This is a genomic window from Pelomonas sp. CA6 (assembly GCF_022549225.1).
GTDB lineage: Bacteria > Pseudomonadota > Gammaproteobacteria > Burkholderiales > Burkholderiaceae_C > Roseateles.
Genome location: NZ_JAKZFD010000005.1, coordinates 200,322 through 221,888, shown reverse-complemented (window position 1 = coordinate 221,888; position 21,567 = coordinate 200,322). Strand labels below are relative to the sequence as shown.

The 21,567-nt window shown below is 69.2% G+C and carries 20 protein-coding genes; 8 read left to right on the top strand and 12 right to left on the bottom strand.

Annotated features, from left to right (window positions below; all coding sequences use genetic code 11):
* Window positions 1–141 precede the first annotated feature (141 nt).
* The 7 genes from LZ017_RS10740 to LZ017_RS10710 all read right to left on the bottom strand — a co-directional run bounded on the left by LZ017_RS10740 (window position 142) and on the right by LZ017_RS10710 (window position 7,518).
* Window positions 142–1,299: an MFS transporter gene (locus LZ017_RS10740; protein WP_241396816.1), complete on the bottom strand. Its 1,158-nt coding sequence runs from the start codon at window positions 1,297–1,299 to the stop codon at window positions 142–144.
* Window positions 1,296–2,837, bottom strand: a complete 1,542-nt coding sequence (locus LZ017_RS10735) for a DNA recombination protein RmuC (RefSeq protein ID WP_241396815.1) — start codon at window positions 2,835–2,837, stop codon at window positions 1,296–1,298. The genes LZ017_RS10740 and LZ017_RS10735 overlap by 4 nt, the downstream gene beginning before the upstream one ends.
* A 13-nt stretch (window positions 2,838–2,850) precedes the next feature.
* Window positions 2,851–3,852 (bottom strand): D-glycerate dehydrogenase, encoded by a 1,002-nt coding sequence (locus LZ017_RS10730; RefSeq protein WP_241396814.1) that lies wholly within the window; start codon window positions 3,850–3,852, stop codon window positions 2,851–2,853.
* Between the two features lie 27 nt (window positions 3,853–3,879).
* Entirely contained in the window at window positions 3,880–5,226 is a 1,347-nt protein-coding gene (locus LZ017_RS10725) for a sodium:proton antiporter (RefSeq protein ID WP_241396813.1), read from the bottom strand.
* Between the two features lie 86 nt (window positions 5,227–5,312).
* On the bottom strand, window positions 5,313–6,035 hold the full coding sequence (locus LZ017_RS10720; protein WP_241396812.1) for a nitroreductase: 723 nt from the start codon (window positions 6,033–6,035) through the stop codon (window positions 5,313–5,315).
* The gene (locus LZ017_RS10715; RefSeq protein ID WP_277604637.1) at window positions 6,032–6,493 is read right to left on the bottom strand and encodes a thioesterase family protein; all 462 of its coding nucleotides are present in this window, start codon (window positions 6,491–6,493) and stop codon (window positions 6,032–6,034) included. The genes LZ017_RS10720 and LZ017_RS10715 overlap by 4 nt, the downstream gene beginning before the upstream one ends.
* Window positions 6,490–7,518 carry a histone deacetylase gene (locus tag LZ017_RS10710; RefSeq protein WP_241396811.1) on the bottom strand — a complete coding sequence of 343 codons (1,029 nt, stop codon included), beginning with the start codon at window positions 7,516–7,518 and terminating at the stop codon, window positions 6,490–6,492. Before LZ017_RS10710 ends, LZ017_RS10715 begins: the two co-directional genes overlap by 4 nt.
* 303 nt (window positions 7,519–7,821) lie before the next feature.
* Here LZ017_RS10710 and phaP point away from each other — a divergent pair, with 303 nt between their 5' ends.
* Complete coding sequence (gene phaP, locus LZ017_RS10705) at window positions 7,822–8,379, top strand: TIGR01841 family phasin (protein ID WP_277604636.1); 558 nt, start codon at window positions 7,822–7,824, stop codon at window positions 8,377–8,379.
* A gap of 162 nt (window positions 8,380–8,541) precedes the next feature.
* The gene (locus LZ017_RS10700; RefSeq protein ID WP_241396810.1) at window positions 8,542–9,426 is read left to right on the top strand and encodes a DUF3667 domain-containing protein; all 885 of its coding nucleotides are present in this window, start codon (window positions 8,542–8,544) and stop codon (window positions 9,424–9,426) included.
* A 15-nt stretch (window positions 9,427–9,441) separates the two neighbouring features.
* Here the strand turns inward: LZ017_RS10700 and LZ017_RS10695 are convergent, their stop codons facing one another.
* From LZ017_RS10695 to LZ017_RS10685, 3 genes are read right to left on the bottom strand one after another with little or no spacing between them, the layout of a single operon-like run.
* Window positions 9,442–10,386 (bottom strand): patatin-like phospholipase family protein, encoded by a 945-nt coding sequence (locus LZ017_RS10695; RefSeq protein ID WP_241396809.1) that lies wholly within the window; start codon window positions 10,384–10,386, stop codon window positions 9,442–9,444.
* A gap of 32 nt (window positions 10,387–10,418) precedes the next feature.
* Window positions 10,419–11,624 carry a nicotinate phosphoribosyltransferase gene (gene pncB / locus LZ017_RS10690; RefSeq protein WP_241396808.1) on the bottom strand — a complete coding sequence of 402 codons (1,206 nt, stop codon included), beginning with the start codon at window positions 11,622–11,624 and terminating at the stop codon, window positions 10,419–10,421.
* Window positions 11,621–12,457, bottom strand: coding sequence for an isochorismatase family protein (locus LZ017_RS10685; protein WP_241396807.1), 837 nt, complete (start codon window positions 12,455–12,457; stop codon window positions 11,621–11,623). Before LZ017_RS10685 ends, pncB begins: the two co-directional genes overlap by 4 nt.
* 204 nt (window positions 12,458–12,661) lie before the next feature.
* Here LZ017_RS10685 and LZ017_RS10680 point away from each other — a divergent pair, with 204 nt between their 5' ends.
* Window positions 12,662–13,513 carry a hypothetical protein gene (locus tag LZ017_RS10680; RefSeq protein ID WP_241396806.1) on the top strand — a complete coding sequence of 284 codons (852 nt, stop codon included), beginning with the start codon at window positions 12,662–12,664 and terminating at the stop codon, window positions 13,511–13,513.
* A 45-nt stretch (window positions 13,514–13,558) separates the two neighbouring features.
* Here LZ017_RS10680 and LZ017_RS22095 read toward each other — a convergent pair whose 3' ends face one another.
* Both LZ017_RS22095 and LZ017_RS10665 read right to left on the bottom strand, forming a co-directional pair.
* Window positions 13,559–15,100, bottom strand: coding sequence for a methyl-accepting chemotaxis protein (locus LZ017_RS22095; RefSeq protein WP_277604635.1), 1,542 nt, complete (start codon window positions 15,098–15,100; stop codon window positions 13,559–13,561).
* 79 nt (window positions 15,101–15,179) lie between these two features.
* Window positions 15,180–15,605 carry an Lrp/AsnC family transcriptional regulator gene (locus LZ017_RS10665; RefSeq protein ID WP_241396805.1) on the bottom strand — a complete coding sequence of 142 codons (426 nt, stop codon included), beginning with the start codon at window positions 15,603–15,605 and terminating at the stop codon, window positions 15,180–15,182.
* Window positions 15,606–15,806: 201 nt separating this feature from the next.
* Between LZ017_RS10665 and LZ017_RS10660 the strand changes: the two genes are divergently transcribed.
* The 5 genes from LZ017_RS10660 to LZ017_RS10640 all read left to right on the top strand — a co-directional run bounded on the left by LZ017_RS10660 (window position 15,807) and on the right by LZ017_RS10640 (window position 21,561).
* A complete protein-coding gene (locus LZ017_RS10660; RefSeq protein WP_241396804.1) occupies window positions 15,807–16,850 on the top strand; it encodes an ornithine cyclodeaminase in 1,044 nt (347 codons plus the stop codon).
* 282 nt (window positions 16,851–17,132) lie between these two features.
* Window positions 17,133–17,693 (top strand): outer membrane beta-barrel protein, encoded by a 561-nt coding sequence (locus LZ017_RS10655; protein WP_241396803.1) that lies wholly within the window; start codon window positions 17,133–17,135, stop codon window positions 17,691–17,693.
* Window positions 17,694–18,116: 423 nt separating this feature from the next.
* Complete coding sequence (locus LZ017_RS10650; protein WP_241396802.1) at window positions 18,117–18,674, top strand: outer membrane beta-barrel protein; 558 nt, start codon at window positions 18,117–18,119, stop codon at window positions 18,672–18,674.
* Window positions 18,675–18,745: 71 nt separating this feature from the next.
* On the top strand, window positions 18,746–19,666 hold the full coding sequence (gene ybiB, locus LZ017_RS10645; protein WP_241396801.1) for a DNA-binding protein YbiB: 921 nt from the start codon (window positions 18,746–18,748) through the stop codon (window positions 19,664–19,666).
* A gap of 173 nt (window positions 19,667–19,839) precedes the next feature.
* On the top strand, window positions 19,840–21,561 hold the full coding sequence (locus LZ017_RS10640; RefSeq protein WP_241396800.1) for a nitrite/sulfite reductase: 1,722 nt from the start codon (window positions 19,840–19,842) through the stop codon (window positions 21,559–21,561).
* The last annotated feature ends 6 nt before the right edge of the window (window positions 21,562–21,567 follow it).

The following is a 21,567-nucleotide window of genomic DNA, read 5'->3' as shown; positions in this document are numbered from 1 at the left end:
AGCCTGCTCCCTGCGGCGGGCGGCACCATGCCGACCTGCGGCCGCAGCGGCATTCTGCGTCCCTCGCGCCCGCCCTCAGGAAAGACCGCCGTCAGGCCGGGCCCCGGGGCCCCCTGTGGCCCCGCACGCAGGGGACGTCCGTCACTGCGGCGGCTGGATCCGGCGCAACACCCATTGGGCGAGGCCCAGGCCGCCGGCCATCAGCCACATCGGCGCCGCCGCGACCGTGGCGCCGGCCAGCAGGCCGAAGCCCAGCGGCATGCCCACCGTCGCCGCGTTGATCATCAGCATGCGCAGGCCCAGCGCCTGGCCATGCGCATGGGCCGGCGTGACCCGGTGCAGCATGGACAGCACCATGGGCTGCACCGACCCCAGCGCCAGGCCCAGCACGGCCGAGCCGAACATCAGCCCCGCCGTGCCCGGCAGCCAGGCATAGCCCGCCAGCATCACCATGGCCAGGCTCATCGCGGCGCGCAGCGCCTTGAGTTCGTCCAGCCCTTCGGCGAAGCGCACGATGGCCAGGCGCACGCAGGTGGCCGCGATGGCGAAGGCGCCCAGCACCAGGCCGATGCTGGACGCGCTGAGGCCCTTGGCATGGCCGATGACGGGCACCACGAAGCTGTGCGCGTCCCAGCAGGCCGAGAGGACGATGTTGACGATCAGCAGCCGGCGCAGCATGGGCTCGCGCAGCAGAGCCCAGGCCGGCCCCTGGCGCGGCTTGTGCGCCTGCGCCACCGGGGTATGGCGCGGCACGCGGCGCGCGACCAGCCAGGCCACGCCCGGCAGCAGCAGCGCCAGTGCGAACGCGGCGCCGAAGCCGGCGTGGTCGATGAGCAGCCCGGTGACCACCGGCGAAACCGTGTTGGAGAAGGCGGGCGCCAGGGCCACCCAGCTGAAGACGCGCTTGAGCTGGTCGGGCCGCTGCACCAGCAGCCCGGCCTCGCGCTGGATGGCCACCGCGGCCACCGCGACCGCACCGCCGCACAGCAGGCAGCCCAGCGCGATGCCCGCCAGATTGCGCGTGAGCAGCGCCACCAGCGCGCCGGCCGCCGCCATCGCAACGCCGACACCCACGGGGCGATGGAAGCCGTGGCGGTCGGCGAGCCGGCCCGCCCACAGCGACAGCAGGATGGGCGCCACCGCGAACAGGCTCAGCAGCAGCCCCACCACCCATTCACCGAAGCCGCGCTGCAACACCCACAGGCTGGCCGAGACACGGGTGACCGCCATGCACGCATGCACCGCGACCAGGCTGGCGATCACCCAGGCAAAGCCGCGCCCCAGGGGGCCATCGTTCATTCGAGCTCGGCTCCCGCGTCGGCGTCGGCGCGGCCGGCCTCCGCTTTCTCACCCAATCCCAGCAGGCGCTGAGACTGCTCGTCGGGCAGTGCCTCGACGGTCTTGAGCTTGCGCGACATCTGGCGCGTGCGGGTCTCGGCCTGCTCGATGACGTTGCTGGCCTCGTCCAGCTTCTTCTTGGTCTTGGCCAGCACCTCGCCGAACTTGCCGAACTCGGTCTTGACCGCGGAGAGCACCTCCCAGACCTCGGCCGAGCGCTTCTCCAGCGCCAGCGTGCGAAAGCCCATCTGCAGCGAATTCAGCGTCGCCAGCAGCGTGGTCGGGCCGGCGAGCATGACCTTGTGCTCGCGCTGCAGCGATTCCACCAGGCCGGGGCGGCGCAGCGCCTCGGCATAGAGGCCCTCGGTGGGCACGAAAAGGATGCCGAAGTCGGTGGTGTGCGGCGGGGCCACGTATTTGTCGCGGATGCTGCGTGCCTCCAGCCGCAGCCGGGTCTCGATGGCCTTCGCGGCGGTCTCGGCCGCGGCGGGGTCGCCGCGCTCCTGCGCCTCGAGCAGGCGTTCGTAGTCCTCGCGCGGGAATTTGGCGTCGATGGGCAGCCACAGCGGCGCATGGCTGGCGTCGTCGCGCCCCTTGGGGCCGGGCAGCGCGATCGCGAATTCCACCCGCTCGGCCGATCCGGGCACGGTGGCAACGTTGGAGGCGTACTGCTCGGGCGTGAATACCTGCTCCAGCAGCGCGGCCAGCTGCACCTCGCCGAAGATGCCACGCGTCTTCACATTGGTCAGCACGCGGTTCAGCGAGCCGACGTCGCGCGCCAGCCCCTGCATCTCGCCCAGGCCCTTGTGCACCTGCTCCAGGCGTTCGGCGACCTGCTTGAAGCTCTCGCCCAGGCGCTGCTCCAGCGTGGCGTGCAGCTTTTCGTCCACGGTGGCGCGCATCTGCTCCAGCTTCTTCTCGTTGTCCTGCTGGATCGCGACCAGGCGCTGGTCCACCTGGGTCTGCACCTGCGCCAGCCGCTGCTCCACGCTGCGACGGGTTTCGGCCAGCCCGGCCTCGTTGCGCTGCGACAGCAGCTGCAGCTGTTCGGTCAGCAGCGTGCCCAGGCGGGCGGACGCGCCGTCCTGCGCCTCGCGCGCGGCCAGGGCCTGCTGGGCGAGCGACTGGGTGAGCCCCTGCGTGGTCTGCTGCAGGCCCTGCCCCAGGCCTTGCTGCAGCTGGCCCACCTGAACGCGCAGCGCGTCGATCTGCTCGTTCTGCGTGCGCAGCGCATCGCCGTTCTGCGCGATCAGCGTCTGCTGCAGCTGGGCCGACTGCTGGCTCATCTGCTGCGACAGCTCCTGGCGCGTGGCCGCCAGCGTGCGCGACAGCTCATCGCGCAGCTCGCGCTCCAGGCGCTCCAGCCGTTCCAGCGTCGGCACGGCGGCCTGCGATTCGGCGATGCGGCGCTCCAGGCCGCCCAGACGCAGCGCGATCCACAGCGCTACCGGCACGAGGAGCGCCAGCGCGCCCAGGCTCATCAGTTCAACAGGGCTCATGGCCCCGATTGTCTCAGCGTGCCGCGGCGCGGCTTGTCGCCCAGGCGGCCGGGTTCAGCAGCGTGGGCGGCTCGCGCCCGTCGATCAGCGCGGCGATCAGGTTGTCGGCCGCCAGCTCGCACATCGCGCGCCGGGTGGGCACGGTGGCGCTGGCGATGTGCGGCGTGAGCACGACGTTGGTGCAGGCCAGCAGCTCGGGGTGCACCGTGGGCTCGCCCTCGAACACGTCCAGCCCCGCCGCGGCCAGCCGTCCCTCGCGCAGCGCGCGCGCCAGCGCGGCATCGTCCACCACGCCGCCGCGCGCGATGTTGGTCAGCGTCGCCGTGGGCTTCATCAGCGCCAGCTCCGCGTCGGCCACCAGATGATGGGTCTGCGGCGTGTAGGGCGTGACGATGACGAGATGGTCGGCCGCGCGCAGCAGCTCGTCCTTGGGCAGCCAGCGCGCGCCCAGTTCGGCCTCCTGCGCGGCGCTGAGCCGGCTGCGGTTGTGATAGACCACCGGCATGCCGAAGCCATGGTGGCCGCGCCGCGCGATGGCCTGGCCGATGCGCCCCATGCCCAATACCGCGAGCGTGCGCCCATGCACCTCGGCGCCGGCGAACAGGTCCACGCGCCAGTCGCGCCAGCGGCCCGCGCGCAGGAAATGCTCGCTCTCGGTGATGCGCCGCGCCGCCGCCATCATCAGCGCGAAGCCGAAGTCCGCGGTGGTCTCGGTCAGCACATCCGGCGCGTTGCTCACCAGCACGCCGCGCGCGCTGCAGGCGTCCACATCCACGTTGTTGTAGCCCACCGTCATCAGGCAGACGGCGCGCAGCTCGGGGCACTGGTCCAGCAGCGCGGCATCGATGCGCTCGGTGCCGGACGCGAACAGCCCCTGCTTGCCCTGCAGCCGCTGCGCCAGCGCGGCGGGTGCCAGCGGAACATCGTCGTCGTGCCAGTCCAGCGCGAAGTGCGCGCGCAGGCGCTCGACGGTCTCGGGGAAGATCTTGCGGGCGATCAGCAGCGAAGGCTTCATGGTGTCGTGCGGCGCGGCCGCGCCGGTTCAAACAAAGAAGAGCCAGGTCATCAGCAGGAACAGCGGGATCAGCACCGCGCCCGACCAGGCCATGTAGCCGAAGAAGCTGGGCATGCGCAGCCCGCGGTCCTCGACGATGGCCTTGACCATGAAGTTGGGCGCGTTGCCGATGTAGCTGTTCGCGCCCATGAAGACCGAGCCGGCCGAGATCGCGGCCAGCACCGCCGCGCCCGACCCCATCAGCGTGGCGGCGTCGCCGCCGGCCAGGTTGAAGAAGACCAGGTAGGTGGGCGCATTGTCCAGGAAGGACGACAGCAGCCCGCTGAGCCAGAAATAGGCCCAGGGCCGCGGCGCGCCGTCCGCGCCGCTCACCGCGCGCGCGACGGCCCCGAAGGCTCCCGCCTCGCCGGCCTTGAGCATGGCCAGCACCGGCAGCATGGTGACGAAGATGCCAATGAAAAGCTTGGCCACTTCCTGCATGGGTGCCCAGGAGAACTGGTTGGCCTCGCGCACCCGGCGCGGCGTGATCGCCAGCGACAGCCCGGTCACCGCGACCAGGCCCAGGTCGCGCAGCAGCGCCGGCAGCGCCACGTCCACGCCCAGCAGTGGCACGACCACGCCGGGCTTCCACAGCCCGCTCATCAGCACCAGCCCGACGATCAGCGCCAGCGGCAGCAGATTGACGGCGCCGACGATGCCGAAGCGGTGGTCGTCCGGCGTCGGATCGCGCGGCAGCACGCCCTCCTTGGCATACCAGTAGCGGTCAAGCCCATAGAAGATCGCCAGCAGGCTGCCGACTAGGAAGGCCGTCTCGGGCAGCAGGTGCGACAGGGTCCAGCCGAAATGCACGCCCTGCAGAAAGCCCAGGAACAGCGGCGGATCGCCCAGCGGCGTCAGCGAGCCGCCGGCATTGCTGACGATGAAGATGAAGAAGACGAACACATGCGCGCAATGGCGGCGGTTGTCATTGGCGCGGATCAGCGGACGCACCAGCAGCATGGAGGCGCCCGTCGTGCCCATCAGACTCGCCAGCACCGCGCCCAGCGCCATCAGCCCGGTGTTCAGCGCCGGGCTGCCGTGCAGGTTGCCGCGCACATAGATGCCGCCTGCGGTCGTGAACAAGGCCGTCAGCAGCACGATGAAGGGCAGGTATTCGCCCACCAGCATGTGCAGCACCAGCCCGCCGGCCATGCCCGGCCCGTGAGTGGCGGCCAGCGGCAGCAGCACCAGCGCCGCCCAGCTGAGCGAGATCTTGCCGTAGTGGTGATGCCACAGGCGCGGCAGCAGCAGCGGCATCAGCGCGATGGAAAGCAGCATGCCGGCGAAGGGCAGCCCCCACAGCGCATGCAGGGTGTCGAGCGAATGGGCTTGCATGGCGCCGCATGATGCCGCCAAAGCGGCGGCATCCGCTGAATTCCGCCTGAAGCCTGGGGCAAACCCCAGGCCCCCGGGGAGGCGCGTCAGTCGGTCAGGAAGCGCGCGAACGAAGCCACCGGCTCGCGCTCGGTGACGAGCTGGTTTTCCGGCGCGGCCGGATCCGCATAGCCCAGCGACAGCCCGCAGACCACCATCTGTTCGGGCGAGAGCTTCAGCTCGTCGGCGATCAGGCGGTGGAACTGCGTGAACGCGGCCTGCGGGCAGGTATGCAGGCCGCGCGCGCGCGCAGCGATCATCACGTTCTGGACAAACATGCCGTAGTCCAGCCAGCTGCCCTGCTGCATCACGCGGTCGATGGTGAACATCATCCCCACCGGCGCGTCGAAGAAGCTGTAGTTGCGCCCGTGCTGCTCGTGCATGCGCAGCTTGTCGCCCTTGGCGATGCCGAGCAGGCCATAGAGGTCCCAGCCCACCTTGCGGCGGCGGTCGATGTAGGGCGAGACCCATTCGCGCGGGTAGTAGGCGTACTCCTCCTGGTGGGTGGCCAGTTCCTCGGGATCGTCGTAGGCCGCCTGGATGCGCGCGGCCAGCCGGTCCTTGGCGGCACCGGTCAGCACATGCACCTGCCAGGGCTGGGTGTTGGTGCCCGAGGGCGCGCGCGACGCGACGCGCAGGATGTCCTCCACCATCTGCTGCGGCACCGACTGCGGCAGGTAGGCGCGCATCGAATGGCGGGTTTCGATCGCGGCATCCACCGCGGCGCGCTGCGCGTCGGTGGGCGGCACAAAGGGGTCGGGCAGGCTCATGACATCTCCAGGGCTTGCAAGGCGTTCAGAAAGGGCTGGGGCAGCTGCGCCACGGGGCGGCGGCTGTCCCGTTCGACATAGACATGGACGAAATGGCCGCGCGCGGCGCACAGCGGCTCACCCTCGGCAAAGAGGCCGATCTCGTAGCGCACGCTGGAGCGCCCGCGTTGCGCCACGCGCAACCCGGCCTCCACGGCCTGCGGGAAGGCCAGCGACGCGAAGAAGTTGCAGTGCGTTTCCACCACCAGCCCGATCACCGCGCCGGCATGGATGTCCAGCGCGCCTTGTTCGATCAGGTAGCGGTTCACGGCGGTATCGAACAGGCTGTAGTAGACGACATTGTTCAGATGGCCGTAGAGGTCGTTGTCCATCCAGCGCGTGGGCACCGGCACGAAGCGGGCGAAGGCGCTGCGCGGCTCGGGCGCGGGGCGGGCGGGAGGCATCGGCTTGTCGCTCATGGTGCCGATTCTTCCAGCCGGCCTGACGGCAGGCTGTCGCCTGGGGCGCAAGACGACCCCGGGCTTTCACCGCCCGGCTCGCGCCGCCCCTGCCACAAGGCCCAGGACTCGGCCGCCAGGGCCAGGGTCCGCGCCTGCACCTCGACGGTCACGGCCAGATCCTCGCCATAGCCGCCCGCCATGCTCAACGCCACCGGGATGCCGCGCTCGCGCAAGGCGGCGAGCACGCGGCGGTCGCGCTCGGCCAGCGCCGGCGCGCTGATCTTCAGCCGGCCCAGGCGGTCGCCCTCGTGCGGGTCGGCGCCGGCCAGGTAGAAGGCCAGCCCGGGCGGCCGCTCGCGCAGCCGGCGCCAGACCTCGGCCAGCGCCTCGTCCAGCGCCCGGAGATAGGCCGCGTCGCCACAGGCGTCCGGCAGGCCGACGTCCAGGTCACCGGCCTCCTTGCGAAACGGGAAGTTCTTCTCGCCGTGGATGGACAGCGTGAACACGCTGGGGTCGTCGCGGAAGATCGCCGCCGTGCCATTGCCCTGGTGCACGTCCAGGTCGATCACCAGCACCTGCAATCCGGCCGGCGCGCCCGCAGGGCGCAGGCGATGCCATTGCGCCTGCATCCGCCGGGCGGCGACCGCGACATCGTTGAAGACGCAAAAGCCGCTGCCCTTGTCCGCCTGCGCATGGTGGGTACCGCCGGCCAGGCTGGCGGCCACGCCCTCGTCCAGCGCGGCCCGCGCCGCGGCCAGGGTGGCGCCCACCGAACGGCAAGAGCGCAGCGGCATCGCCGGCGTCCACGGGAAGCCGATCTCGCGCTGCGCCGCCGCGCTCAGCGTGCCTTGCAGCACCGCGTCGACGTAGTCCGGCGTGTGAGCCAACACCAGCTCGTCGGGCGTCGCCGCCGGCGCTTCGCGCAGGCGGATGGCGCCCGGCGCGGCCATCACCCGCTCTCTGAGCATGCGGTACTTGGACTGCGGGAAGCGGTGCCCGGGCGGCAACTCCAGCGCATGGGTGTCGTAGTGGAAGGCGAGCATGGCGGGAACGATAGCGGATCGCGGATTTCGGCGCCGCGGCCACCCGTCGTCACCAAGCCGTCACCCGCTCCAGGCAGTCTGCACGCGCCGGCAGCGTGACCGAAGCGGGCGGCGACAGGCAAGGCGCGCAGGCAGCCAACCCCGACGCAAATGAGCAGGAGGCCGGGTTCTAGAGCGCGGCCACTATTGATGCTGCAGTGCAGCAAAAAATTCTTGCAATCGCCCGGATCCTCCTTATACTTCGACTCATGCTGCAGTGCAGCAATTGATCCCGACCCATCAACCCGTTTGGAGAGTCTCATCATGCTGACCGCAGAACAACTGATCGCCGCCCACAAGGCCAATGTGGAAACCCTGTTCGGTCTGACCAGCAAGGCCTTTGAAGGCGTGGAAAAGCTGATCGAACTGAACCTGCAAGTCGCCAAGACCGCGCTGGGCGAAACCGCCGAGACCGTGCAGGCCGCGCTGTCGGTGAAGGACGCGCAGGAGTTGCTGTCGCTGCAGGCCTCGCTGCTGCAGCCCAGCGCCGAGAAGGCCGCCGCCTACAGCCGCCACATCTACGACATCGCCTCCGCGACCAGCGCCGAGTTCACCAAGCTGGCCGAATCGCAGATCGCCGACGCGCAGAAGAAGACCTCGTCGCTGGTGGACAACGCCGCGAAGAACGCGCCGGCGGGCACCGAGAACGCCGTCGCGCTGGTCAAGTCCGCGATGGCCGCCGCCAACAACGCCTATGAAAGCCTGCAGAAGGCCGCTAAGCAGGCGACCGAAGTGGCTGAAGCCAACTTCAACGCCGTGACCAACACCGCCGTGAAGGCGAGCCAGAACGCCGCGCGCAGCGCCAAGCGCACCGCCGCCTGAGCGTCGCTGGCCGCCCAAGGCGGCCCGTACCGATTGTCTCCTCGGTACCCACGGAAGCCTGGCTTCCCAAGTACCCTTGCGCCCAGCCCCTTGGCTGGGCTCTTTTTTTCCGGGTCTCCCCTCGCCAGGGCGCCGGCGGTCCGCCCCTAAGATGCGGCGCCGATGAACGCCCCCGACGCCGCCCCCGCGCCCCAGACCCGCTGCGCCAACTGCGCGCAGCCGCTGCCGCTCCCGCTGCCTAACTACTGCGCCCATTGCGGGCAGGAAAGCCGGCTGCGGCCGCCCACGCTGATGGAGTTCCTGCAGCAGTTCGGCGGCGCCTACCTGTCCACCGAGGGCGCGCTGTGGCGCAGCCTGGCGCGGCTGCTGGTGCCGGGCCAGCTGACCCTGGAATACCTGGCCGGCCGGCGCCGGCGTTATGTGCTGCCGCTGCGCCTGTACCTGACGGTCAGCGTGGTGGCCTTCCTGATCCTGAAGCTGGCCGGCGGGCTGGAACTGAGGGGCCAGGAGGGCAAGGCGCTGCGCATTGACCCTGGCGAGCAGCTGCACTTCATTGAGCTGGGGCATTGGCGCGCCGGCCTGGAACAGGGCCGCTTCTATTGCGAAAACCTGCCCGCGCCCATGTGCGAGCGCTTGCGGCGCCGCCTCCATGCGGAACCGGCCGCGCTGGCCGCCGAGGTGCAGGACGGCAAGGACCGCTTCATCGGGCACTGGGCCACGGCGATGTTCCTGCTGCTGCCGCTGTTCGCGCTGTGGCTCAAGCTGCTGTGGCTGGACACCGGGCGACGCTACACCGAGCACCTGGTGTTCGCGCTGCACCTGCATGCCTTCTGGTTCGCCGCGCTGTTGCTGTGCCTGCCCCCGCTGCCCTGGCTGCGCACGCTGACCGCCGGGGCCTGCCTGCTCTACCCGCTGGTGGCGCTGCAGCGGGTCTACGCGCGCCGCTGGTGGAGCACGCTGCTGCGCGCCGGGCTGCTGTTGCTGCTCAACCTGTTCACGATCGGCTTCGCGCTGGCCGCGGTGCTGATCCTGACGCTGTTGACCTGAGGCGGCGCGGCCCGTTCAGCGCGTCTTCGCCGCGATGCGCTGGCGGATCTGCGCCAGGGCCAGCTGAGCGGCCTCCCGGCCGGCCTGGATCGCGCGGCGGCGTGCGCCGAAGTCCGCGCCGCCCACCCCGTCCAGCCGCGGGCGCAGCACGACGTCCGCCTCGCGCAGCTCGAAATGGTTGATCGAGCGCCCCATGATGGAGAAGGTCTGCAGCAGCATGCGCATCGCATCGCCGGGCGGGTTGGGCTGCGGCGGCTCGCTGATGTCCACCGCGATCACCAGATCCGCGCCCATCTGCCGGGCAAAGCGCACCGGCACCGGGGAGACCAGGCCGCCGTCCACATACTCGCGCTGGCCGATCTTCACCGGCTGGAATACCGCGGGCACGCTGCTGGAGGCGCGCACCGCGGTCCCCAGATCGCCGCTGCGGAACAGCACCGGCGAGCCGTCGTACAGGTCTGTGGCCACGATGCCCAGCGGCACCGACATCTGCTCGATGGGCCGGTTGCCGGTCTGGGCGCGCACGTAGCGGGCCAGCGCCTCGCCGCGGATCAGCCCGCGCATCGGGAAGGTCCAGTCGGTGATCGCGCCCTCGTCCATGTTCTCGGCCAGTTGGGCCAGCTCGCGCGGGCTCTTGCCGCTGGCGAACAGCGCCGCGACCAGGCTGCCGGCCGAGGTGCCGGCCACGAGGTCGGCCTTGATGCCCTGCTCTTCCAGCACCTGCAGCACGCCGATATGCGCGAAGCCGCGCGCGGCACCGCCGCCCAGCGCCAGTCCGATGCGCGGCGGGCGGGGCGCGGCCTTGGGCGGCGCAGGCAGCTCGGGCGGCGGCTCGGGGCGCGCGGGCACGGGCGCGGTGGTGGTGCAGGCGGCGAGCAGGCCGCTCAAGCCCAGGGCGGCGCCCCGGGTCAGCAGGCGGCGGCGGCCCCAGGCGGCCGCGCGGCGGGAGACATCAGACATGGACCGGGATTCTAGGGAAGCGCCGGCGCCGCTCAGCGCGGCGCCACCTGGAAGACCTGGCGCAGATAGGCCAGGAAGGTCTGGTCCTCGCACATGGTCTTGCCGGGGCTGTCGGACAGCTTGGCCACGGGCTGGCCGTTCACATGGGTCAGCTTGACCACGATGTTCAGCGTTGGCAGACCCATGTCGTTGCTGAGCTGGGTGCCGATGCCAAAGCCCAGCTGGGTACGGTCCGCGAAATGGCGGTACAGCGCCAGCGCCTTGTGCATGTCCAGCGCATCGGAGAACACCAGGCGCTTGGTATGCGGGTCGATGCGCAGCCGGCCGTAGTGGGCCAGCGCCTTTTCGCCCCACTCGCAGGGGTCGCCCGAATCGTGGCGCAGGCCATCGAAGAGCTTGGCGAAGTAGAGGTCGAAGTCGGCCAGGAAGGCATCCATGCTCACGACGTCGGTCAGCGCGATGCCCAGGTCGCCACGGTACTCCTGCACCCAGTCTTCCAGCGCCGCCTTCTGGTGGTCGCGCAGGCGCACACCGGTGGCCTGGTAGCTCTGCAAATACTCGTGGGCCATGGTGCCGATGGGGACCAGGTCCAGCTCGCGCGCCAGCATCACGTTGGAGGTGCCCTTGAAGAACTGCGGCAGCTCGGTCTTCAGCGTGGACAGGACTTCGCGGTGCCAGGCACCGGAAAAGCGGCGGCGCAGGCCGAAGTCGAAAAACTCGAAGGGATGGCGGTGCGGCGGCTCCTCGCGCTCGAAGCGGCGCAGCAGCTCGATCTTGGCGCGCAGACGCTCTCGCCCCTGGGCCAGCGCGACCGCGGCGTCGTAGCGGCGGAAGTAGAGCTCGTTGACCATCGCGAGCACGAAGATCTCGAAGCCCATCACATGGACCTGGGGACCGCGCACGACGATCTCCAGCGCTTCGCCGCGCGGCGTCACCTCGATGAAGTCGCGCTGGAAGCGGAAGATGCGCAGGAAGTCGACGAAGTCGGACTTGATGAAGCGCAGCCCACGCAGATAGGTCAGCTCGTCGCGGTCCAGGCTCAGGCTGCACAAATGGTCCAGCTCGCGGCCCAGGTCCTCGACCAGCTCGGCCAGCGGGTACTGCGGCGTGTTGCGGCAGGCGAAGCGGTATTCGGCCTGCGCGGTCGGATGGCGATGCAGCATGGCCTGCCACATCGTGAACTTGTAGAGATCGGTCTCCAGCAGGCTGGAGATCACCGGTGGCGTGGCGGTGCTCATGCGTCCCAGGTCTGGGTGGTGGAAATCTGCAGGCCGGCGGCGCGCATCGCGTCGAAAAAGGCCTGTTGCTGGCCCTCGAAGCCGGTGACCGGGCTCATGGCGTCGCTCAACAGGGTCAGGTCTTGCGGGCGCGGCAGGTGCTGCACCAGATGCTCGACGGTGGACTTCACGCAATGGCTGCCGGCCTCGCCGGCCACCAGGATGCGCTGGAAGCCCTCGAGCCGGCGCAGCAGCTCGCGGTTGAGCCCGGTGTGTGCGTCATCGGCATCGGGCACCTCGGCCTGCAGCGCGCTGTAGTGCTCGGTCCAGGGATTCAGGCCCTTGAACACATGCCAGGTGGCGCGGTGGCGCCGCAGCTCCCAGTCGTCGCAGGCGGCGCGCAGCGCGGCATGCACGCCGTGGCCCCAGCTGCCCACCTCGCAGTGCACCGGCCAGACCATCAGGGTGTAGCGGCCGGCCGCCTCCAGCGCGTCCAGGTAGGCCAGCACGCGGCCGAGCGCGGCCGCGTCGCGCGGCAGGAACTCGCCCGCGCGAACCTGGGCCGCGGCAATCGGTGTGAAGGGGGCCGGCGACGCGCCGTCGGGTCCGGCCCAGAAGCCGGGATGGGCGATGTCCCAGCGCTGGTGCGAATCCAGCGTGATCACGACCTGATCCAGGGCCGCCGAACGCCGCCGCACGAAGTCGGCCAGGCGCAGCAGATCGGCGTGGGCGCCCGGCACCGGCAGCGCGGGCGCGATCTCGGCGCCGGTCAGGGGATCGCGGCCCCGCCATGACGGCGGCAGGTCGCAGAAATCGTTCTGCGGGTCGATGATCAGCAGACAGGTCTTGGGCATGGCGGCACTGTACACGGCGCGGTGGCGCCACCCTGGGCCCGTACTTGCCTCGACCGCTCGCCCTCGCCAACCCCCCGTTGGGGTGAAGCCGCCCCCGCGGGGCGCAGGCTATGCTCGCCAGCCACACGCATCGCGGATGCTCGCGAGGTAGGCCGTCCTGATATCTCCGCGCCTCCGACCATGAACCGAGAGGGAGAGGAGCCCATGAACAAGAAACCTATCCAGGCCCGTCGTCCACGGAGCCGCCTGGCACTGGCCGGGGCGCTCGCGGGACTGACAGCGCTGACAGCCGGCTGCGGCATGGGATCGGCCGGCGAGGCCGTGGGCCAGGCCATCGCAGATGGCATCGCTTGCGGCATCGTAGGCTGCCGCCCCTCCAAGGACGTCGCCAGTGCCGACCTGGTCGTGAGCCTCGAAGTGCGCAGCGACGGCCAGAATCTCAGGGCCATGGGCACCTTCTCGACCGGAAAGGTCATGGGTGGCGTCACGCTGGAGGGCGGCGATATGCTCTACGCGTCCTCTGGCAACCACTCACGGGTGAGACTGTCAGGCGATACAACAGGCATGAACTGGGAAGCCCAGTTGGCAGGCATCCCGGCCGACCGCCAGGTTCGCATGGAGTTCGTGCGTGCTGACGGCAGCACTTTCACCGGCTCAGGCATTCTTCCGCCCCCTTTCCGAGTGCTGGCGCCGACGCAATACGTCCTCAATCTCACCCACCCCGGCACGCCAGTGGAGCTCGTGGTGAACGTCCCCACGACCGAAGTCCTGACGGGCGAAACCCGAGGCAAATGCTCGAACGGCCGCGCCTTCTCCATGTTCGGAAGTCTTGGCTCCCCCCTGGTTCACGCCAGCGGCAGCGTCTATCGCCTGGATCCAGCACAACTGGCCAAGGACATCTTTGGCAGCGAAATCGCGCGCAACGTCCAATGCAGCATGACGTTGGAACTGCTGCGACGGGACCTGTCCGGGCAGATCTCGCCCGGACTTCGCAAAGGCAGCGCATTCGTGACCTCGCACGTCCAGCAGCTGCAGGTCGAACTGAGCACCAACTGACGGCGCCCCCATGCGGCCCGGACCGGGGCGAGGGCCCGGGTCGACTCAGCCGCGCAGCTTGAACGCGGCCACCGACTCCACCAGCTGCGAGGCCTGCTCGCGCAGGCTTTCCGCGGCGGCCGCGGACTGCTCCACCAGCGACGCGTTCTGCTGCGTCATCTGGTCCAGCTGACCGACGGCCGCGCCGATCTCGCCCAGGGTCTGGGCCTGGGCGCCGGTCGACGCGGAGATCTCGCCGACGATGCGGGTCACGCGCTGCACGGCCTGCACGACCTCGGCGATGGTGCTGCCGGTATCGCGCACCAGCACGCTGCCGCTTTCCACCTTCTCGACCGAAGCGGCGATCAGCGCCTTGATCTCGCGCGCAGCCTGGGCGCTGCGCTGCGCGAGCGCCCGCACCTCGCCGGCCACCACCGCGAAGCCGCGGCCCTGCTCGCCCGCGCGTGCGGCTTCCACCGCGGCGTTCAGCGCCAGGATGTTGGTCTGGAAGGCGATGCCGTCGATCACGCCGATGATGTCGCCGATCTTGTTGGACGACTGCTGGATCTCGCCCATGGTCTGCACCACGCGGCTGACCATCTCACCACCGCGGTCGGCCACCTGCGAGGCCGACTGCGCCAGCCCGTCGGCCTCGCGCGCCGCATTGGCGTTCAGCCGCACGCCGTCGCCCAGCTGCTGCATCGCGGCGCCGGTCTGCTCCAGGCTGGAAGCGGTCTGCTCGGTGCGGTTGGACAGGTCCAGGTTGCCGCTGGCGATTTCCGACGAGGCCAGCCGCACCTGCTCGGCCGCCCCGCGCACCCCGGCGATGGTGGTGGCGAGCTTGCCCTGCATCTGCTCCAGCGCCTGCATCAGCTGGGCCAGCTCGTCCTGCCCGGTGCTGGGCGCGCGCGGGGTCAGGTCGCCGTCGGCGATGCGCTGGGTCAGGCCGCGGGCTTGTTGCAGCGGTCGCGTCACCGAGCGGGTGATGCCCAATGCCACGAACACGCCCAGCACCGCCGCGATCGCGGTGGCGGCCAGCACCCAGGCGCGCGTGGCGGCGGCCTCGCGCCCGGCTTCGGCCCGCTTCGCGTCCAGTTGCTGGCGGGCGTGGTCGGCATAGGCGTTGATGGCGTCCAGATAGGTTTCCATCGCCGGGATCAGTTCGCGCGTCACGCGGGCCCTGACATCCTGACCTGCGGTCTTCTGCCGCGTGATCTCGTCGCGCAGCGCCTGGTAGGCCTTGCGCGTCTCGCCAATGCGGTCGCTGAGACGCTCCGATTCGGGCGTCTTGCTCAGCTGGTCCAGCATTTCCTGCACCTTGTCCACGCGCGCCGAAGTCTCCTTGGACTTGCGCGAGAAGGCCTTGACGAACTCCGCGTCGTCGATCGCCAGCGTGACGACGCGGCGCTGGATGTTGGCCTCGGTCAGCCCGGCCCACAGCCGCGCCAGCTCCAGCGCCTGCACGTCGGCCTGGACCAGCTGATCGACATGGGCGCTGAGCTGGACGATGCGCCAGACGCCATAGAGCGAGGCCGCCCCCATCAGCGCCATCACCAACGCAAAGCCGGACAGGACGCGCGTACGCAGGCGCCAAGAAGAGAAAGACAACATGCAAGCCCCGCGCAGTGAATGAAAACGTCGAGGTTTTAGCAGAGCGTGGGCGGACCGACGCGTGGAAAAAACCCGCTCAGCCCAGCTTGTAGGTCTGCAGGTGGATGCTGGTTTCGGTGGCGCCTATGCCCTTGATCAGACGCACCCGCTCCAGAATCTCGGCCAGCTCGTTGAGCGTCTCGGCGCGAAGCTCGGCCAGCAGGTCCCAGCGGCCATTGGTGTCGAACAACCCGGAAACCCCCGGCTCCCCCATCAGGATGCCCACCACCTCGCGCGTGCGGTTGCCTTCCACGGCGATGCTCATCCAGGCCACGATGTGGCGCGGCGCCGCGTCGGCGCGCAGGCGCACCGTGTAGCCGGTGATCACCCCGGCGTCTTCCAGCTTGGCCAGCCGGTTGGTCACGGTGCCGCGCGCCACCTTCAGCTTGTGCGCCAGCGTTGCCACGCTGGCGCGCGCATCCTGGCGCAGCAAGGCGATCAGTTGTTGGTCCAGCGTGTCCATGCGCTCCCTGTTGCACCGCTTCGGTGCTCTTGGGCCCCAGCGGGGCGGAATTCGCCCAGGGTTAACCCGAAGTCGCTATCAAAACGGCATTTGTTCTTGCCGTTTTGTACAACACATGATGACTGTTGATCAATTTTCTGGCTTCTCGCTGGCGGGGCGGCTCTGAAGAATCGAACCATCTCCACAGCCATGAGCCTGCCCATGACGCAATTTCTCAGCACCCCCGACGTCGCCCGCATCGTCCACCGCCTGGGCCTGCCCCTGTGCCTGGAACAGCTGGCCGAGGCCATCCGCGCCGACTATTTGCGCTGGCCCCAGTTCGACAAGACCGCGCGCGTCGCTGCGCATTCGCAGGACGGCGTGATCGAGCTGATGCCCATCGCCGACGCCCAGTCCTACAGCTTCAAGTACGTCAACGGACACCCCAAAAACCACCGCGTCGGCCTGCCGACCGTGATGGCTTTTGGCGTGCTCGCCGACGTGGCCACCGGCATCCCGCGGCTGCTGTCGGAGCTGACCCTGTCCACCGCGCTGCGCACCGCGGCCACCTCGGCGCTCGCCGCGCGCGTGCTGGCGCGGCCCGATTCCCGGTGCATGGCGCTGATCGGCAACGGCGCGCAGAGCGAGTTCCAGGCCCTGGCCTTCCACCACCTGCTGGGCATCCAGGAGATCCGTCTCTACGACATCGACCCCGCGGCCACCGACAGGCTGGTGCGCAACCTGCAGTCGGTGCCGGGTCTTGCCCTGCGCCGTTGCGCCAGCATTGCCGATGCCGCCCAGGGCGCCGACATCGTCACCACGGTCACCGCCGACAAAACCAACGCGACCATCCTGACGCCCGAGATGATTCAGCCCGGCATGCACATCAACGGCGTCGGCGGCGACTGCCCGGGCAAGACGGAGTTGCACCGCGGCGTGCTGGAAGCGGCCCGTGTCTTCGTCGAATACGAGCCGCAGTCGCGCATCGAAGGCGATGTGCAGCAGATGCCGGCGGATTTCCCGGTCACGGAGCTGTGGCAGGTGCTGTCCGGCCAGCGCCCCGGCCGCGTGCGCGCCGACGAGATCACCGTCTTCGACTCGGTGGGCTTCGCGCTGGAGGATTTCTCCACGCTGCGCTGGCTGGCCCACCAGGCCACCGCGCTGGGCCTGGGCTCCTCACTCGATCTGGTGCCTGTCCTGAGCGACCCCCGCAACCTGTTCGGGGAACTGCGGCATGGGGTTTCGGATATGCGTCAGGCGGCTTGAGGGTCTGCGCGGAACGCCCCACTGTCGCATTCAGGGCAACTCCGAACTGACTTGCAGGCAAACCTCACCCCGACCCGAATCACTGGCGCCTGCCGGAGCTGATGTGGGCCGCGTGGCGCCCTCACGGGGTCGGATTTCTCATTCCTGGCGAGCGGAGTATTCGCCCGATCCCGCGTGCGATATGCCAGACGACTTGGCCGCTCGTTCCGGCCCCTTGATTTATTCTGCGCGCCGCGCGGGCTCAGACGGCCTGGCGCGCATTGAATACATCAAGGGAGATGCATGATCCAGCACCTGACTGCAATATTGTTGGCCGCAACAGCCGGCGTGGCTCAAGCGCAAGCCTATGTGTCCGCGGCCGCAGGGGTGGGCCGGGACAACACCAAGCTGGATCCCATGGGTATTCTGCACAGCGACACAACAGGCACCGCCTACAAACTCGTCGGTGGTTATGGCGTGGGCCACAACCTGGCGGTCGAGCTGGCATACATGAGCTTCGGCAAGGCCTCCGTGGATGGGGGCTTCCAGGGCGAAAGCAAGAGTGACGGTATCGGATTGGACCTGGCCTACCGCCTTCCGCTCAACCCGTCCTGGGACTTCACGTTGCGCGGCGGCCTGCTGCGCATGAAGACCCGGTTCAGCGGCATCCGGACCAGCCTGTATGGCTATGCATCCTCCCCCAGCACAGCACCCCACCTCGGACTGGCGGCCGGCTACAGCGTCAGTCCGCGCCTGCGCCTCGACGCCCATCTGGATTTCAGTCGCAACAAGTATTCCCATATGGGCAGTGGCGAACGGAGCAATGTCCGAGCCTACACGGCGGGCGCCACCTTCATGTTCTAAGCAAAACCTGGCCGCGAATGGGGTCAAAGCCCCGGGGTCCGGAGCGTGAGGAAATCACGCGATTCCGCCCCATTGGCTGATGCGAACGATTCTGCGGTCAGGATTGACAGCACCTCTTGAGTTTCAAAAAATCCGCCATTCGCACAGATTGAAGCCGGTCTGGGAACGAAGAGCGGCTTTCGATTTTCAGAGGAGGCAAGGCGCCCTCCAGATCTGAAAACTTAGGGCTTCCGCCAAGGCGCATACCAGAAAAAGTTCCCATATCGAACAACAATGCGCCATCAATCCCCCAAGGGAGCGAAGACGATCCGTGGGGCGGACGCCACGTGAGTTTCGGCTGAGCACTCGGGTTCTCCCTATGATTCGCGCCTCTTCAGCTCCCGAGGGCTGAAGTGTTGTTCGAACTAGATAGGGAAACAAACCATGAACAAGATCATCGTCGCCGCTCTGCTGGCCACCGCCGCCGCTGGCGCCAGCGCCCAAGCGTACGTGTCCGGCGCCGTGGGCGTGGGCCGCACCAACCTGGATTGCAACGGCGTCGCCAACTGCGACAAGACCGGCACGGCCTTCAAGCTGGTCGGCGGCTACGGCTTCGGCAACAACCTGTCCGCCGAACTGGGCTACCTGAGCTTCGGCAAGGCCAAGGCTTCCGACGCCACCGGCTCCATCGACATCAAGAGCGCCGGCATCGCGCTGGGCCTGGCCTATCGCATCCCCGCCAGCCAAGCCGTGGACTTCACCGTGCGTGGCGGCATCATCAGCATGAAGACCAAGCTGTCCGGCCGCTCGGGCAACCTGTCGGGCTCCGTGTCCGACACCAACGTCGCGCCGTACGTCGGCGTGGGCGTGGGCTACGCGCTGACCCCGGCCATCAAGCTGGACGCTGGCCTGGACCTCAGCCGCAGCAAGTTCGACAAGAACGGCCTGAACGAAAAGGGCAACGTGCAGGCCTTCACGGTCGGCGCCACCTTCGCGTTCTGATCCCGCTCCGCGGTATCGCACGGCGAGCCGGCCCCTCGGGGCCGGCTTTTTTTCGCCCCTACACTGCCACGATGGACTACGCCCGCTGGATCAAAGACATAGGCCGCGGTCGACGCGGTGCACGCGACCTGGAGCGCGACCAGGCCGCGCAGCTCTACGGCGCGATGCTGGACGGCCGCGTGCCCGAGCTGGAGTTGGGCGCGATGCTGATCGCCTGGCGCATCAAGGGCGAGAGCGCCGAGGAGCTGCTGGGCCTGGTCGATGCGATGCAGGCGCGCACCGCGCGGCTGGCGCCACCGGCGGGCCCGCGCCTGGTGCTGCTGCCCAGCTTCAACGGCGCGCGCAAGCAGGCCAATCTGATGCCGCTGGTCGCGCTGCTGCTGGCGCGCGAGGGCGTGCCGGTGCTGATCCACGGCCGGCATGACTTCGACAGCCGCATCAGCCCCTTCGAGCTGTTCGCCGTGCTGGACATTCCCTTGAGCCACGACCTGGACCAGGCCCAGGCGCGCCTGGCCAGCGCGCGCCTGGCCTGCCTGCCGCTGGCGGCGCTGAACCCAGGACTGGACGCGCTGATGGCGCTGCGCGCCCGCATGGGCGTGCGCAACAGCAGCCACAGCGTCGCCAAGCTGCTGGACCCCGCGCCAGGCCGCAGCGTGCGCGTGGTGGCCGTCACGCACCCCGAGTATCTGGACAGCATGGCCCAGGCCCTGCCGCGACTCTGCAGCGACGGTGGCCGCGCGCTGCTGATGCGCGCCAGCGAGGGCGAAGCCTATGCCCACCTGCGCCGCGCCGCGCACCTGCAGGGCTTCGCCGACGGCCAGACGCTGGACTTGAACCCGCAGCCCAATGAAGCACTGGAACAAGCCTTGCACGAGGACTGCGAGCCCGAGGCCAATGCCCGGCTGATCCGCGCGATGCTGGACGGCCGGGAGCCGGTGCCGCAACGCATCCAGGAACAGGTCCAGGCCCTGCGACGTCTCGCGCAAGACTGATTGCAGAACCGTTCATATGCTTATGCGGGCATAAGCAATCTACGATTTTGTAGTTCTCATATATAAAAAGCGTTCATACAGTGCGATCTCCCCGGTCAGTTCGGGGCGGTCGCGGTGTCGGTTGCTGCGGCAGGCCCCGTCCGGATTTGCTGACCGGAGCACGCCGACACCCCATGTACGCCTATACCGATTTCGACCGCCAGTTCGTCCGCGCCCGCGCCGCGCAGTTCCGTGATCAACTGGAACGCAACCTGGCCGGCAGCCTGTCGGACGACGAGTTCCGCCCGCTGCGCCTGCAGAACGGCTGGTACATCCAGCGCCATGCGCCCATGCTGCGCGTCGCCGTGCCCTACGGCGTGCTGGCCAGCCGCCAGCTGCGCCAGCTGGCGCGCATTGCCCGCGAGTTCGACAAGGGCTATGGCCATTTCACGACGCGCCAGAACCTCCAGTACAACTGGATCCCGCTGACCCGGTCGGCCGATGTGATGGACCTGCTGGCCGATGCGGACATGCACGGCATCCAGACCAGCGGCAACTGCATCCGCAACATCACCGCCGACGCCACCGCCGGCATCGCGCCCGACGAGATCGTCGACCCGCGCCCCTATGCCGAGGTGCTGCGCCAATGGAGCACGCTGCACCCCGAGTTCGCCTTCCTGCCGCGCAAGTTCAAGATCGCCATCTCCGGGGCCGCCGAGGACCGCGCCGCGATCGCCTGGCATGACATCGGTCTGCAGCTGCGCAAGAACGCCGCCGGCGAAGTCGGCTTCCAGGTGCTGGTGGGCGGCGGCATGGGCCGCACGCCGGTGATCGCGCAGGAGATCCACGCCTTCGTGCCCTGGCAGCACATCCTGGTCTATCTGGAGGCCATCGTCCGCGTCTACAACCGCTACGGCCGGCGCGACAACCTCTACAAGGCACGCATCAAGATCCTCGTGAAGGCCGAGGGGCAGAAGTTCTTCGACGCCGTCAACGCCGAGTACCGCCACATCCTCGCCGACGACCTGGGCGGCCATGAACAGATCATTCCCGAGGCGGAACTGGCTCGCGTCGCCGCCAGCTTCGTGCAGCCGGCGGGCGTGACGCCCGTGGCCGGCGGCGACCTCTTCGCCGGGGCGCAGGGTGCCTACCGCCGCTGGCTGGAACGCAACGTCCATGCCCACCGCGTCAGCGGCTATCGCGCCGTCACGCTGTCGCTCAAGCGCGTGGGCCTGCCGCCGGGCGACGCCACCGACACGCAGATGGAAGCCGCCGCCGAGCTGTCCGACCGCTTCAGCCTGGGCGAGCTGCGCGTCACCCACGACCAGAACCTGCTGCTGCCCTGGGTGCGCGAGGCCGACCTGCCCGCGCTGCACGAAGCCGCCAAGGCGCAGGGCTTTGCCACGCCCAACATCGGCCTGCTGACCGACATGATCACCTGCCCGGGCGGTGACTTCTGCGCGCTGGCCAACGCCCGCTCCATCCCGGTGGCGGCCGAGATCACCGAGCGCTTCCAGGACCTGGACGAGCTCTGGGACATCGGCGACATCGACCTGCATATCAGCGGCTGCATCAACTCCTGCGGCCACCACCACAGCGGCCACATCGGCATCCTCGGCGTCGACAAGGACGGCAGCGAGTGGTACCAGATCACGCTGGGCGGCTCCGACGGCTCGACGCTGTCCGGCGGCGCCGTGCCGGGCAAGGTGATCGGCCCATCGTTCGCGGCGGACGAGGCCGCCGACGCGGTGGAAGCCGTGATCGCCACCTACCGCCGCGAGCGCCAGCCCGGCGAGCGCTTCGTCGAGACCGTGCGCCGCGTGGGCCTGGAGCCCTTCAAGCAGGCCGCGAACGCCATCCGCCGCACCACCGCCGCCCGCGACAGCGCCAAGGACGGCGCCGCCGTGGCCCACTGAACACCG